This window comes from Enterococcus sp. DIV1279b (assembly GCF_050531515.1).
GTDB lineage: Bacteria > Bacillota > Bacilli > Lactobacillales > Enterococcaceae > Enterococcus_D > Enterococcus_D casseliflavus.
In genome coordinates this window covers 665,996-679,547 of record NZ_CP172891.1, presented here as the reverse complement: position 1 = coordinate 679,547, position 13,552 = coordinate 665,996, and the positions used below count along the sequence as shown (strand labels likewise).

At 44.9% G+C, this 13,552-nt stretch carries 10 protein-coding genes and 1 other annotated feature; of the genes, 2 read left to right on the top strand and 8 right to left on the bottom strand.

The genetic code is table 11. The annotated features are described in order from the left end of the window. Window positions 1-60 precede the first annotated feature (60 nt). Window positions 61-1,818, bottom strand: coding sequence for an ABC transporter ATP-binding protein (locus tag IGI71_RS03210; RefSeq protein ID WP_231472845.1), 1,758 nt, complete (start codon window positions 1,816-1,818; stop codon window positions 61-63). Further along, window positions 1,815-3,548 carry an ABC transporter ATP-binding protein gene (locus IGI71_RS03205; RefSeq protein ID WP_010747462.1) on the bottom strand — a complete coding sequence of 578 codons (1,734 nt, stop codon included), beginning with the start codon at window positions 3,546-3,548 and terminating at the stop codon, window positions 1,815-1,817. Before IGI71_RS03205 ends, IGI71_RS03210 begins: the two co-directional genes overlap by 4 nt. Before the next feature lie 401 nt (window positions 3,549-3,949). Here IGI71_RS03205 and IGI71_RS03200 point away from each other — a divergent pair, with 401 nt between their 5' ends. Together IGI71_RS03200 and rnjA are read left to right on the top strand one after the other, a co-directional pair. Beyond that, the gene (locus tag IGI71_RS03200; RefSeq protein ID WP_005225157.1) at window positions 3,950-4,162 is read left to right on the top strand and encodes a DNA-directed RNA polymerase subunit epsilon; all 213 of its coding nucleotides are present in this window, start codon (window positions 3,950-3,952) and stop codon (window positions 4,160-4,162) included. A 1-nt stretch (window position 4,163) separates the two neighbouring features. Beyond that, entirely contained in the window at window positions 4,164-5,843 is a 1,680-nt protein-coding gene (gene rnjA, locus IGI71_RS03195; RefSeq protein ID WP_005225156.1) for a ribonuclease J1, read from the top strand. A 144-nt stretch (window positions 5,844-5,987) separates the two neighbouring features. Here the strand turns inward: rnjA and IGI71_RS03190 are convergent, their stop codons facing one another. The 6 genes from IGI71_RS03190 to tpx all read right to left on the bottom strand — a co-directional run bounded on the left by IGI71_RS03190 (window position 5,988) and on the right by tpx (window position 13,502). Continuing rightward, window positions 5,988-6,188, bottom strand: coding sequence for a cold-shock protein (locus IGI71_RS03190; protein ID WP_005225155.1), 201 nt, complete (start codon window positions 6,186-6,188; stop codon window positions 5,988-5,990). 199 nt (window positions 6,189-6,387) lie between these two features. Further along, a complete protein-coding gene (radC, locus tag IGI71_RS03185; RefSeq protein WP_005225154.1) occupies window positions 6,388-7,080 on the bottom strand; it encodes a RadC family protein in 693 nt (230 codons plus the stop codon). Between the two features lie 83 nt (window positions 7,081-7,163). After that, the gene (locus tag IGI71_RS03180) at window positions 7,164-7,838 is read right to left on the bottom strand and encodes an HAD family hydrolase (RefSeq protein ID WP_231472843.1); all 675 of its coding nucleotides are present in this window, start codon (window positions 7,836-7,838) and stop codon (window positions 7,164-7,166) included. Next, window positions 7,831-9,144, bottom strand: coding sequence for a bifunctional folylpolyglutamate synthase/dihydrofolate synthase (locus IGI71_RS03175; protein ID WP_231472842.1), 1,314 nt, complete (start codon window positions 9,142-9,144; stop codon window positions 7,831-7,833). The genes IGI71_RS03180 and IGI71_RS03175 overlap by 8 nt, the downstream gene beginning before the upstream one ends. Window positions 9,145-9,291: 147 nt before the next feature. Beyond that, window positions 9,292-11,937 (bottom strand): valine--tRNA ligase, encoded by a 2,646-nt coding sequence (locus tag IGI71_RS03170; protein WP_428210925.1) that lies wholly within the window; start codon window positions 11,935-11,937, stop codon window positions 9,292-9,294. Between the two features lie 781 nt (window positions 11,938-12,718). Then, window positions 12,719-12,953: a binding site (T-box leader), on the bottom strand. Between the two features lie 57 nt (window positions 12,954-13,010). Continuing rightward, window positions 13,011-13,502, bottom strand: coding sequence for a thiol peroxidase (gene tpx, locus IGI71_RS03165; protein ID WP_231472837.1), 492 nt, complete (start codon window positions 13,500-13,502; stop codon window positions 13,011-13,013). Window positions 13,503-13,552 lie beyond the last annotated feature (50 nt).

Genomic DNA, 13,552 nt, shown 5'->3' with positions numbered 1-13,552 from the left:
TAGCATCACCCTTGCGACAATGCAAAAAGAGCGCCAGTCAGACTGGACGCTCTTTTGGGCTTACTCGGCTTCTTCTGAAAATTGACTTTGGTACAGTTGGCTATAAAAGCCGCCAGCTGCCAACAAGGTTTCGTGATTGCCTTTTTCAATGATCGACCCTTGATCCATCACTAAGATCAGATCTGCTTCACGAATCGTTGACAAACGATGGGCGATCACAAAGCTGGTACGACCTTCCATCACTTTATCCATTGCTTTTTGAATCAGCGCTTCTAAGCGGGTATCCACCGAACTGGTGGCTTCATCGAGAATCAAAATCTTCGGATCAGAGATGACTGCCCGAGCGATGGTCAACAATTGTTTTTGCCCCAAGGAGACATTGTCCCCTTCAGAGTTGATGATCATTTCGTAGCCGTCTGGCATCGTGCGAATGAAGTGATCGACGTTGGCGGTTTTCGCTGCATCAACGACTTCATAATCGGTGGCATCTAATTTCCCAAAGCGAATGTTGTCGCCGATCGTGCCTTCATACAACCATGCATCTTGTAAAACCATCCCAAACAGTGACCGAACATCGTGACGTTCCATCTTCTTCGTGTCGATGCCGTCGATCTTGATGGCCCCTTCATTGACATCATAAAAACGCATCAACAAATTGATCAAGGTGGTTTTCCCAGCACCTGTTGGTCCCACGATCGCCACGGTTTGTCCAGCTTTGACTTCAAAGTTCAAGTCGTTGATCAACGGTTTTTTCGGATCATAGGCAAAGCCGACATGTTCAAAGGTCACGTCGCCTCTGATTTGTTCTGGCAATTGGATATCGGTTTGATTGACTGGCTCTTCTTCCTCATCTAAGATTTCAAAGACCCGTTTTGCTGCTGCTGAGGCACTTTGCAAGACGGAGGACAGCTGGGTAATGTTCCCCATTGGCTGACTGACTTGCCAAATGTATTGAATGAACGCTTGCAGCTGACCAACAACGATCACGCCGCTGATCACATAAAAGCTCCCCATGACTGCCATTGCGATATAGGTAAAGTAAGCGGTCATTTGCACCAGCGGCATCATCAAGCCTGACACAAAAGCAGAACGAAAGCCGTAATAGCGCAACTGGTGGTTAACATTTTTAAACCCTTCAAGTGTTTGCTTTTCCCGTCCATACACTTTCAACACACTGAATCCAGTCATGTTTTCTTGTACGTAGCCGTTCAGATCCCCTAACGCATTTTGCATGCCTTGGAAGTCTTTTTGCGACTTTTTGACGATCGTGCGAGAAATCAATAAGGAGGCTGGGATCATGATCAATGAAACCAATGCCATGTAGGTATTGATGTAAAACATCATGGAAACCGCCATAACGATTCCTAAGAAGGCATTGACGATCCCGATCAAGGCTTGCTGCATCGCACCGCTGACGGCATCCACGTCATTGGTCACCCGTGACAAGATATTCCCTTGTTGGTTACGGTCGAAGTAAGAAACGGGCAAACGATTGATTTTTTCTTCAATGTCTTGCCGCAGATCTCGCATCGCAGATTGGACAACGTTGGTGATCAGCAGCCCTGACATCAATTGCGAGAAACAGTAACCGACACCAACGACTGCGATCCAGATCAAGCAAAGGATCACGTAATCAAAATTAACGCCTTCGCCAGCAGCGATGTTGCGGCTGATCTCTGTCGTCGGTAATCCAGAAACATACGGCATTGCCGCATTGAAGCCGACGGTTGCAACAGTAAACAGCAAGACTAGGATAAATTGTACTTTGTACGGTTTGATGTAAGCACCTAACCGTTTTAAAGAAGAGATTGCTTTCATTGTGCCAACTCCTCCTCTGATAATTGTGACGCCGCAATGTCGTAGTATACTGGACAAGTTTGCAGCAGTTCTTTGTGGGTGCCGATGCCAACCACATCGCCTTCGTTCAAGACGACGATCTTATCGGCATTCATGATCGTTCCTACTCGTTGAGCAACGATCAAAACGGTCGATTCTGTGGTTTCTTTTTTCAAGCGTGCCCGCAATTTTGCATCCGTTTGGTAATCCAATGCAGAAAAACTATCATCAAAAATATAGATCTCTGGTTGGCGGATCACCGCACGGGCAATCGCTAGGCGTTGCTTTTGTCCGCCAGAGAAGTTGGTTCCGCCTTCTGCCAAGTGAGCATCAAAGCCATCTGGTGTGCGAGAAATGAAATCTGCCGCTTGCGCAATCTCGGCTGCTCGTTCCAGCTCTGCTTGCGTGGCATCTTCTTTCCCATAGCGTAGGTTTTCTGCGATCGTCCCTGTAAATAGCAACGCTTTTTGAGGGATAAACCCGATCTTGTTGCGCAACGTCGTTAAGCTGTAATCCCGAACGTCAACACCATCCACCAAAACTTGGCCTTCACTGACGTCGTAAAAACGTGGGATCAATTGGATCAAGGTTGATTTTCCACTTCCAGTACTACCGATAAACGCCACGGTTTCCCCTGGTGAAGCGGTAAAGCTAACATTACGGATCACTGGACTTTGAGCATGTCCTGGATAAGCAAAGGTAACATTTTTGAATTCCAAGAAGCCTTTCGTCTTAGTTTCTGTCACTGGCTGTTCTGGCTCTTTGATTTCAGAAGTCGCATCTAACGCTTCTTGGATTCGACGAGCAGAAACCGCCGCTCGTGGATACATCGTAAAGACAGTCGCAAACAGCATGAAAGAAAACAGCGCATGGAAGATGTATTCGATAAATGCAATCAAGTCACCGACCTGCAGTTGCCCTTGATCGATTTGAATACTTCCCGTCCAAATAATCAAAATCATCACGATATTGAATAAGAAGAAAAAGCCTGGTTGTGCCGTTGCCATCAAGCGAAACAAGCTGCGAGAACTAGAAGCATAGGCTTGATTGACTTTGCCAAAGCGTTTTTCTTCAAATTTTTCATTGACGAAGGCACGGATCACTCGTAAACCAGAGAGATTTTCCCGCAAGATGCCATTGATTTTATCTAGATTGGCTTGTTGTTTAGTGGATAAGGGTTCCGAGATTTTGGCAATGGCGATGACGGCCATCAGCAATATCGGCAATGCCCCCAAAACATACAACCCTAGTTGTGTACTTGTCCGCATGACCATGTACAAGCTGACCACAAACATCATGGGTGTCATCAAACCTGTCCGTAAGATGCTTTGCATAAACAGCATGATTTGATACGCATCATTGGTCACACGGGTGATCAATGATGAAACCCCGATTTTTTCATATTCGGTATGTGAATAGCCTTGGACTTTTTCAAAAAGATCGTCACGAATATCTGCCACAATGTTAGTGGTGATACGTGACGTGAAATAGCCTAACAAAATGTTCATCGTGATCCCCACAATGGTGATCGCGATCATCGCCGCACCCATTTTCCATATGTAGTCGCGATCACCAGCGGCGATCCCTTTGTCGATCATTCTTGCCAATAACGTCGGCAAACCTAATTCAATCAAAATAAAACCAAAAACACAGATGAAATTAAAAACCAGCAGTTTCTTGTTTCTCATCGTGTAGTGCCACATTAATTTCAAAAAATCCCCTCCTTTTTTACTTCATTACTTCTACTATAGCATAGGAATATTCTTATTGTAATGCACTTTCAACGAAAAAAAGCAAACTTCAGCGATAGTCCTTTCATTTCCTTTCAGTAAGCCTTTTCAAAACGACGTGTTTCTATACTTATTCGTTTTTCTGTGATAAACTAGGGATACTTGTAGTGGAACGACTTACAAACCCGGTGAATTTTTTATGACGACATTTGGAAAGCAAAGACGAGGCTTTCTCTTTTTTCTCACAACGATTGTCTGAAAAAAGCATGCAGCGGCTCTCGAAGCCTTCTTTTCAGGTCACTTTATTCGGACCTCGATTTTGTGATGCAGCGAATTCATCAACCAAATAGACTACTGCGAAAAGCAGATAAAGGAGAAAAGATATGATTTACAAAATTTATTACCAAGAAACAAAAGACCGCAACCCAAAGAGAGAACAAACCCACTCTTTGTACATTGAAGCAGACGATGCAGTGATCGCACGCCGTCTGGTTGAACAAAATACCCCATACAACATCGAGTTCGTTCAAGAACTAGATGAAAAACATTTAGCTTACGAAAAAGAAAACGCTGATTTCAAATTAGCGGAGTTTTAAGATGAAAGTTTCGCTGAAAAATAATGAGACTGGCGTATTCGGCGTCGGTGGACTTGGCGAAATCGGAAAAAACTGTTATGGGGTTCAATTCCAAGATGAGATCATCTTAATTGACGCGGGAATCAAATTCCCCGAAGATGAACTGCTTGGGATCGACTATGTCATTTCCGATTATAGCTACATCGTTCAAAATTTACCGAAAGTCAAAGGCTTGATCGTCACTCATGGTCACGAAGACCATATTGGCGGAATCCCTTACTTGTTGCGGGAAGCCAATATCCCGATCTATGCGGGACCCTTGGCACTTGCTTTGATCACCAACAAATTAGATGAGCATGGCTTATTGCGGGACGCGGAATTACACGAAATCAATGAAGATACGGTGATTCGTTTCCGTAAAACATCCATCAGCTTCTTTAGAACGACCCACAGTATCCCTGATGCTTTAGGTGTCGTTGTCAAAACGCCTTCTGGCAATATCGTCGCAACTGGCGATTTCAAGTTTGACTTTACGCCTGTGGGCGAACCAGCAAACTTGCACAAAATGGCAAAAATTGGTGAAGAAGGCGTCCTTTGCCTCCTTTCCGATAGTACCAATGCAGAAATTCCGACCTTTACCAAATCAGAAAAAACGATCGGCAGCTCGATCCAAAAGATTTTTGAAAAAATCGATGGTCGGATCATTTTTGCCAGCTTTGCCTCCAACATTTTCCGTCTCCAACAAGCTGCAGATGCGGCGGTTGCGACTGGACGTAAAATCGCCGTTTTTGGACGCAGTATGGAAAATGCAATCGTCAACGGACAGCGCCTTGGCTATATCAAGGTGCCAGATGGAACCTTTGTGGAATCTCATGAGATCAACCGTTTGCCTGCAAACGAAACCATGATCCTTTGTACGGGTTCTCAAGGAGAGCCAATGGCTGCTTTGAGTCGGATTGCCAACGGGACTCACCGTCAAATCCAAATTCACCCAGATGATACCGTGATTTTCTCAAGCTCACCGATCCCAGGAAATACCACGAGTGTCAATCAGCTGATCAACTTATTGTTGGAAGCTGGCGCAAACGTGATCCATGGCAAATTGAACAACATCCATACTTCTGGTCACGGTGGCCAAGAAGAACAAAAACTGATGTTGCGTCTAATGAAGCCAAAATTCTTTATGCCTGTCCATGGGGAATTTCGGATGCTGAACATCCACACCCAGTTGGCACAAGATGTCGGTGTACCAAAAGAAAATTGTTTCATTATGGAAAATGGTGACATGTTGGCCTTAACAGCGGATACCGCTCGCTTGGCTGGTCATTTCAATGCCAATGATGTTTATGTTGACGGCAGCGGTATCGGTGATATCGGAAATGTCGTCTTACGAGATCGTCGCATTCTTTCAGAGGAAGGCCTCGTCTTAGCAGTCGCGACAGTCGATGTAGCGAAGAAAGAAGTCCTTGCTGGACCAGATATCCTTTCTCGTGGGTTTGTTTATATGCGGGAATCTGGCGAGATGATCAATGAAGCACAGCAGATCCTCTTCCGTGCATTGCGGGAAGTCTTGAACCAACCAGACCCAACAGAACACAAATTAAGAGAAGCGATGTCTTCGGCGTTACAGCCATTCCTATTTGAAAAAACCGAGCGTCATCCAATGATCCTTTCGATGATCATGACGCCGGACGATTTATAGTCTCACATGCGAGGGTAGTTCTCAGGTTACTGAGAACTACCCTTTTTCCTTTCCGTTATAAAAAGCAAAAAAAAGACCATCGAATCGATGGTCTTTTGGGGTTTTTGATTTCAAAGTGCTCTTACTGGCAGTTTGTTTGAAAGCTTACGCTTTGTTTACGTTAACTGCTTGAGGTCCACGATCAGAATCTTCCACGTCGAAAGTTACTGCTTGACCTTCTTCTAAAGTTTTGAATCCTTCACCTTGGATCGCTGAAAAGTGTACAAATACGTCTGTACCGTCTTCGCGAGAGATAAAACCAAACCCTTTTTCAGCATTGAACCATTTTACTGTACCTTGTTCCATTAAAAAAAACCTCCTCGTGCATAAGCACTTAATTGTGTGTAACATTGCCTTTGTGCGATAGAGGCCTAACGTGCGTTTCAACATCTATTCAGCAAACAAAATTACAATAATATTTTACACTTGCCCGTATTTTTTTGCAAGACAGACGATTAGACAATTCACCTTTATTTTTAATAATGTTCGCAAACTCGGCTTATTTTCACACGTCTTCCTGTTGCCACAGCCCCTCTTCTCGCAAACTGACATAGGCATTGTCGCCAATGATCAAATGATCCAGTATGTCGATCCCCATCAAGTCTCCGCACTTGATCAAGCGGCGTGTAAACAGCAGATCTGCCTCTGAGGCTTGGGGACTGCCGCTGGGATGGTTGTGGACGACGATCACTCGGGCGGCACTGTAACGTACCGCCCAATGAAAAATCTCCCGTGGGTGAGCGATAGACTGATTCAACGATCCGATGAAGATCGTTTTTTTCTGAATGATCTCATTTTTCGTATTCAAATAAAGCCCTAGTAAATGCTCTTGACGACAATCCTTCAACTCTTGGATCAACTGATGGGCGATCGCCATACTAGAGTTGACCTTACCGTACTTTGGTTGAGCGGAGCGCTGGATTCGCACACCTAATTCAACCATCGCTTTGATCTCGATGGCTTTGATTTGTCCGACGCCGCGAATTTCTTGTAATTCATCGATCGTCGCTTGCTTTAATTCATACAATTCTTGAAAACGATTCAAGACACTGGCCGCTAACTCGAGGACATTCAGAGGACGTGAGCCAGTTCGCAGCAAAATGGCCAATAATTCTTGATTCGAAAGGGCATCGACTCCATATTCTACTAAACGCTCTCGGGGAAACGAGCTTTGGGGAATCACTGTTTCATTGATCATAAAAAAAACTCCTTTGCGTCGGTCTAATAAAAGATACGCAAAGGAGAGAGTATTTCATGAATCAGGTGCGCAAAAAATCACAGTTAGATTGAAAAGGCGGTTTCTAGAAAATCTGAGACATCCTCTAGTGATGGTAAGACTTTCAAGACTTTTTCTTCAATGATGGTCGTCGGCGCGATCAAATCGGGAATCATAATGACTGAGATCCCTGCCCCATGAGCAGCATGAATACCGTTAGCCGAATCTTCAAGGATCACCAATTCTTCTTTTGGTACCGCCAATAATGCGTGGGCTTTTTCAAAAATCTCAGGATCTGGTTTTGCCCGTGTGACATCATCAAAGCAGACGATCTCAGGAAATTTCGCCGTTAAGCCTGCTGCTTCCAGCAAGGTATCGATCACTTTGCGCTGGTTGCTAGACGCCAACACTCGGGGAATCTTTTTCTCATCAAGATAATGCAATAACTCGTGGATGCCCGGCTTCAATTCAGCCTCGCCCCGTTGGAACATTTCCAGCGTTTGCTGAAAAGCCGCTTGGATAAAGTCTTCGATCATTTGATAGCCAAAGGCTTCGTCGAAGCGCTCATGGTAAGCTGCCCAGACTTCTTCATCCGAGACCCCCACATAAGCTAAATACAACTCTTTTGTATAGGGAATCCCCATTTGATCCGCCACGATTTGAGTTGCTTGGTAATAGAGCAGCTCCGTGTCAAAAATCAAGCCGTCCATATCGAAAATCACACCACGTAACTTAGCCATTTCTTCCTCCTATTGCCAACAACAATTCACGAACTTCTGAAACAAAATACAACGATCCTGTCACCAGCAGCAAATCTTCATTGGTCATTTTTTCTAATAATTCTGCCAAGCCAAACTGCCATAAAGAGACGGTTGAGATTCGTTTTTCATCTAGTTCCTGATAGCCGTCTGCTAAATGCAATGCTTTTGGGAAATCAAAGGTCGTTAAATAAATCTCGGCTTGCGGAATTGCCAGCAATTGCTGAAGCATCTCATTGACGTTTTTGGTTTCTAAGGCTGAGAACAGCACATGGATGCGATAGTCGCTGAACTCTTCTTTCATTGTATCTACTAAACGAGCCATGGCATGTACGTTATGGGCACCATCGATAATCACTAGTGGCTCACTGCTGATTCGTTCCATTCGGGCGGGCCAATAGGCCTTTCTTAACCCATTGCGAATTTCTTTGACTGAAAACGGCAGCTGCCGCAGGTCGCAATACAGGCTATACAATTGAATTGCAACACCGGCATTTTCTGGTTGATGGCGGCCTAACATCGGCGTTTTCAAGCCTTTGATTTTGCCATGCTCATTTTCAAAATCAAACAATTCGCCCCACTCTTCATCAGGATGACGATAGGTCACACGGTACTCTTCCCCTGCATGATACGCAGGTGCCTGTGCTTCTGCAGCTTTCAAATCGATCACCGAAAGCGCGCTTTCAACGATATTGCCAGTCACAAGGGGAATTTGTGGCTTGATGATCCCCGCCTTATGGGCAGCGATTTTTTCAATGGTATCGCCTAAGACATCCATATGATCCATGCCGATCGTCGTGATCGCTGTCAACATCGGGGAAATAACGTTGGTACTATCTAAAAGTCCCCCTAGGCCAACTTCCATTATCGCAACATCGACCTTTTTTTCTTCAAAATAGCCTAACGCCATGGCAGTAATGATCTCAAACTGAGTGATGCCCGTCAGGGTTTCATCACGATCGATTTCAGCAACCAGCGGCTGGATTTTCTCCACCCAAGCGACCAAATCCTCATCTGATATAAATTGTCCATTGATTTCGATCCGTTCATTGAACGCTTCAATGTGCGGGGAAGTAAAAGTCCCCACTTGCTGCCCAGCTTCTTCTAAAAGACTGCGCAAATAGCTGACGGTTGATCCTTTGCCATTCGTGCCGGCGATATGGATCATGGTTATGTTTTTTTCAGGATTGCCCATTCGTTTTAATAATGCTTCGACACGCATCAATCCGGGTCTTTGCCCAAATGCCAAACGCGAATGGATCCACGCTGTTGCTTCTTCGCTTGTCATCTCCTTCACCTCGCTCTTATTTTATCAAAAATCCCACAGCTTTCCCAATTTCTTTCCTTTAAACGAGAAATTTGTTTGACGGGTTCTATCGATTACGCAAAAACAAGCATCTACAAGAGATGCTTGTTTGCAGACAGTCGACGCTTCCTATTGAATCGTGCGCAATTGCTCGATCCGTTCTTGGACTGCTTTTTGTTTTTCAAGATAATCGGCTTCTTTGCTGCGTTCTTGTGCTACGACTTCCTCTGGTGCATTGGCAACGAAGCGTTCATTCGCCAGTTTGCCTTGTACCCGTTGAACTTCTTGGGTGAACTTCGCTAGTTCTTTCTCCAAACGCGCGATTTCTTCTTCAATGTTGATCAACCCAGCTAACGGCAAGTAGATCGTCGCACCTGATAGGATAGCTGACATCGCCAATTCAGGGGCTTGTAAGCTGTTAGAGATTTCTAGTTCTTCTGGATTACAGAAGCGTTCGATATAGTTTTTGTTGGCGATCAAGAATTCTTCGATCTCAGGTTCATTTGCTTGGATCAGCAAAGTGATTGGTTTCGAAAGTGGTGTGTTTACTTCTGCACGGATGTTTCGAACCGAACGAATCAATTCTTTCAACACTTCCATCCCTTGCGCCGCTTTTTCATCGGTCCATTCTGGTGCCACTTGTGGATACTCAGCAACGACTAATGATTCCCCTGTATGCGGCAGTTTGCTCCAGATTTCTTCTGTAACAAATGGCATGATTGGGTGCAACAAGCGTAAAATTTGGTCAAGAACATGGACTAAGATGCTCTTATTGACTTGTTTCGCTGCTTCATTGTCACCGTATAAGGTTTCTTTCGACATTTCAATGTACCAGTCACAGAAGTCATCCCAGATAAAGTTGTATAATTGACGACCCGCTTCCCCAAATTCGAAGCGTTCAAAAAGGTCAGTGACTTTTTCAATCGTTTCATTCAAGCGCGTCAAGATCCAACGATCCGCCACTGATTTTTCACCAGAAAAATCAATGTCTTCGGCAGTCATTTCGCTGACATTCATCAAGACGAAACGGGAAGCATTCCAAATTTTATTGATGAAGTTCCAAGCGGCATCCATTTTTTCATAGCTGAAACGCACATCTTGTCCCGGTGCAGAGCCATTTGATAAGAACCAACGCAATGCATCGGCACCGTATTGTTCAATGACTTCCATCGGATCGATCCCATTTCCAAGCGACTTACTCATTTTGCGACCTTGTTCATCACGGATCAATCCGTGGATCAAGACATTTTCAAATGGTCGTTTGCCAGTAAATTCCAAGCTTTGGAAAATCATACGGCTTACCCAGAAGAAAATGATGTCGTATCCGGTCACTAATGTATTCGTTGGGAAGTAGCGTTGGAAATCTTCATTGTTTTCATCTGGCCACCCCATTGTTGAAAACGGCCATAAAGCAGAACTAAACCAGGTATCCAATACGTCTGGATCTTGCTGCCAATTTTCGGCATCCACTGGCGCTTCAAGTCCTACATACATTTCTCCCGTTTCTTTGTGGTACCAAGCTGGGATTTGATGGCCCCACCACAACTGACGAGAGATCACCCAGTCATGGACATTTTCCATCCAACGTAAGAATGTTTGGTTGAAACGTGGCGGATAAAAGTCCACCGCATCGTCGGTTTCTTGGTTGTCGATGGCTTGTTTTGCTAATGGTTCCATTTTTACGAACCATTGTGTCGATAAACGAGGTTCGACTACTACGCCTGTCCGTTCTGAGTGCCCTACACTATGGACCATTTTTTCGATTTTGATCAGACGACCTAACGCCTCTAAGTCTTTCACGATTTGCTTACGAGCAGCAAAACGATCCATGCCTGCATAAGTACCTGCTAAGTCGTTCATTGTTCCGTCATCATTCATGACATTGACCCGTGGTAGGTCACGGCGGTTACCGACCTCAAAGTCATTCGGGTCATGGGCAGGAGTGATTTTTACGACCCCAGTTCCAAATTCTTGGTCCACGTACTCATCTGCGATGATTGGGATCTCTTTATTGACCAAAGGCAAGATCACTTTTTTACCGATCAATGCTTGATAACGTTCATCTTCTGGATGAACCGCGACTGCTGTATCCCCCAGCATCGTTTCTGGACGAGTCGTTGCGATCTCCACCACACCGCTGCCATCTGCTAATTCGTAAGACATATGGTAAAAAGCACCTTCGATGTCTTTGTGGATCACTTCAATATCAGATAATGCCGTGCGGGCTTGCGGATCCCAGTTGATGATGTACTCGCCACGATAGATCAAGCCTTTTTCATATAGCGTCACGAAAACTTTACGAACCGCTTCGGATAATCCATCATCTAACGTGAATCGTTCACGGCTATAGTCTAGGGATAAGCCTAGTTTCGCCCATTGTTCCCGAATGTGACCGGCATATTCTTCTTTCCAATCCCATACTTGTTCAACGAATTTTTCCCGACCAAGGTCATAGCGAGAAATCCCTTGTTCCCGCAGCTTTTCTTCTACTTTGGCTTGGGTAGCGATCCCGGCATGGTCCATACCTGGTAGCCATAAGGTGTCATACCCTTGCATCCGTTTTTGACGAATGATGATGTCTTGTAACGTGGTATCCCAGGCATGACCTAAGTGCAATTTTCCTGTTACGTTTGGTGGTGGAATCACGATAGAATAAGGTTTTGCTTCTTTGTTGCCGCTTGGTTTAAAACGGTCATGTTCTAACCAATCTTGGTAGCGCCCCGCTTCTACTTCTTGGGGATTGTACTTGGTGGATAGATTTTCAGTTTCTGTCATAGTTGGTCCTCCTAAAGTTACGTTTTTTAGACGTAATGGTTGGTGTGGTTTTTTTGTGCCTGTTGCTGGGTAAAGCATGACAATGTTTGAATCGTTCAGGATTAGTGCCGTGGTAGAGATGATTATCAGCTGTTTGTTGACGCCACGCGTGTTGCTCGTAAAAAAAACGTTGCTTACAGAGGTCAAGGCACACTTCCGTGATCCTCTATTATGTCTTAGGGTTTTTGGCAACCGATCTGACTCGCTTCGTGAACCAATTTTGATGACTTCTTGTACTGTTCATCATCTATTCTGTCTTACTTCGCAAGCCACTCGCAGTGATTCCTAGTTTGGTTACTACGCTCCCTATGGTCGCCTAGTACTGTTCATCATCTATTCTGTCTTGCTCCGCAAGCCAATCGCAGTGATTCCTAGTTTGGTTACTACGCTCCCTATGGTCGCCTAGTACTGTTCATCATCTGCTCTGTCCCTCTTTGTGGGCCACTCATTGTGATTCCTAGTTTGGTTACTACGCTCCCTATGGTCGCCTTGTACTGTTCATCATCTGCTCTGTCCCTCTTTGTGGGCCACTCATTGTGATTCCTAATTTGGTTACTACGCTCCCTATGGTCGCCTAGTACTGTTCATCATCTGCTCTGTCCCTCTTTGTGGGCCACTCATTGTGATTCCTAGTATGGTTACTACGCTCCCTACGGTCGCCTAGTACTGTTCATCATCTGCTCTGTCCCACTTTGTGGGCCACTCGCAGTGATTCACAGCAAAAAGCGCCCTAATGCCGAGGCATTAGGGCGCTGATACGCGGTACCACCTAAATTGCAGATTGCTCTGCCACTTTGACGTGAGGTAACGTTCACGACGCGCTTGATCTTACTGTGCGGCTTTATCTGCAAGAAACAAACCGTGGTTCGGATCAAAGACCTTCAAGCTACCTTTTCAGTGTCTGGGGAAGTCTTGCACCGACCGACTTCTCTCTGACCGCCAGGGTCACTGATACTCCTCTTGAACATTGTCTTGCTATCATAGATTCTTGTTTCATCTTGCTACATTCTACAATGAACTTTTTTGAAAGTCAATCAGAGGTTTGCTTTCGCAGCATCAATGGCTGCTTGATAATCCGGTTCGTGGGAGATCTCAGGCACGATCTCAACGTATTGGATCACGCCTTCACGGTCTAAAACGAAAATTGCTCGGGCAAAATGACCGAAGTCTGGGATCATGATTTGATAGGCCTCACCGAAGGTATTCGCCGGATCATGAAGCATGATCATGTCGACACCTTCTTGGCCGCACCATTGCGCTTGTTCTTCTTTTGTATTGTTAGAAATCGTGACAAAATGGATGTCATCCAATTGACTTGCCTCTTGGTTGAAACGCTTGGTCTGCAATGCACAGACGCGTGTCACGATATCGGGAACCACGCTGATGATCGTTGGTTTTCCTAAAAAATCAGTCAGTGTGTATTCCTTGTCCTCTAAACTTTTCAAGCGAAAATCAGCTGCTTTATCCCCTACTTTTGGTTGGTTGCCAGGCATCTCATAAACCGTTTCTTTGCGTGTAACTTGCATAACATCTCTCCTATAGCATTTTCTCCCAGTATAAGAAAGATTGTCAAAAA

What these genes read in the sequence shown, in the direction of transcription:
- tpx (WP_231472837.1), bottom strand. Translation starts at nt 13,502, where the DNA reads ATGCAAGTTACACGCAAAGAAACGGTTTATGAGATGCCTGGCAACCAA.
- IGI71_RS03190 (WP_005225155.1), bottom strand. Translation starts at nt 6,188, where the DNA reads ATGGAACAAGGTACAGTAAAATGGTTCAATGCTGAAAAAGGGTTTGGT.
- IGI71_RS03170 (WP_428210925.1), bottom strand. Translation starts at nt 11,937, where the DNA reads ATGACAGAAACTGAAAATCTATCCACCAAGTACAATCCCCAAGAAGTA.
- rnjA (WP_005225156.1), top strand. Translation starts at nt 4,164, where the DNA reads ATGAAAGTTTCGCTGAAAAATAATGAGACTGGCGTATTCGGCGTCGGT.
- IGI71_RS03180 (WP_231472843.1), bottom strand. Translation starts at nt 7,838, where the DNA reads ATGGCTAAGTTACGTGGTGTGATTTTCGATATGGACGGCTTGATTTTT.
- IGI71_RS03210 (WP_231472845.1), bottom strand. Translation starts at nt 1,818, where the DNA reads ATGAAAGCAATCTCTTCTTTAAAACGGTTAGGTGCTTACATCAAACCG.
- IGI71_RS03200 (WP_005225157.1), top strand. Translation starts at nt 3,950, where the DNA reads ATGATTTACAAAATTTATTACCAAGAAACAAAAGACCGCAACCCAAAG.
- radC (WP_005225154.1), bottom strand. Translation starts at nt 7,080, where the DNA reads ATGATCAATGAAACAGTGATTCCCCAAAGCTCGTTTCCCCGAGAGCGT.
- IGI71_RS03175 (WP_231472842.1), bottom strand. Translation starts at nt 9,144, where the DNA reads ATGACAAGCGAAGAAGCAACAGCGTGGATCCATTCGCGTTTGGCATTT.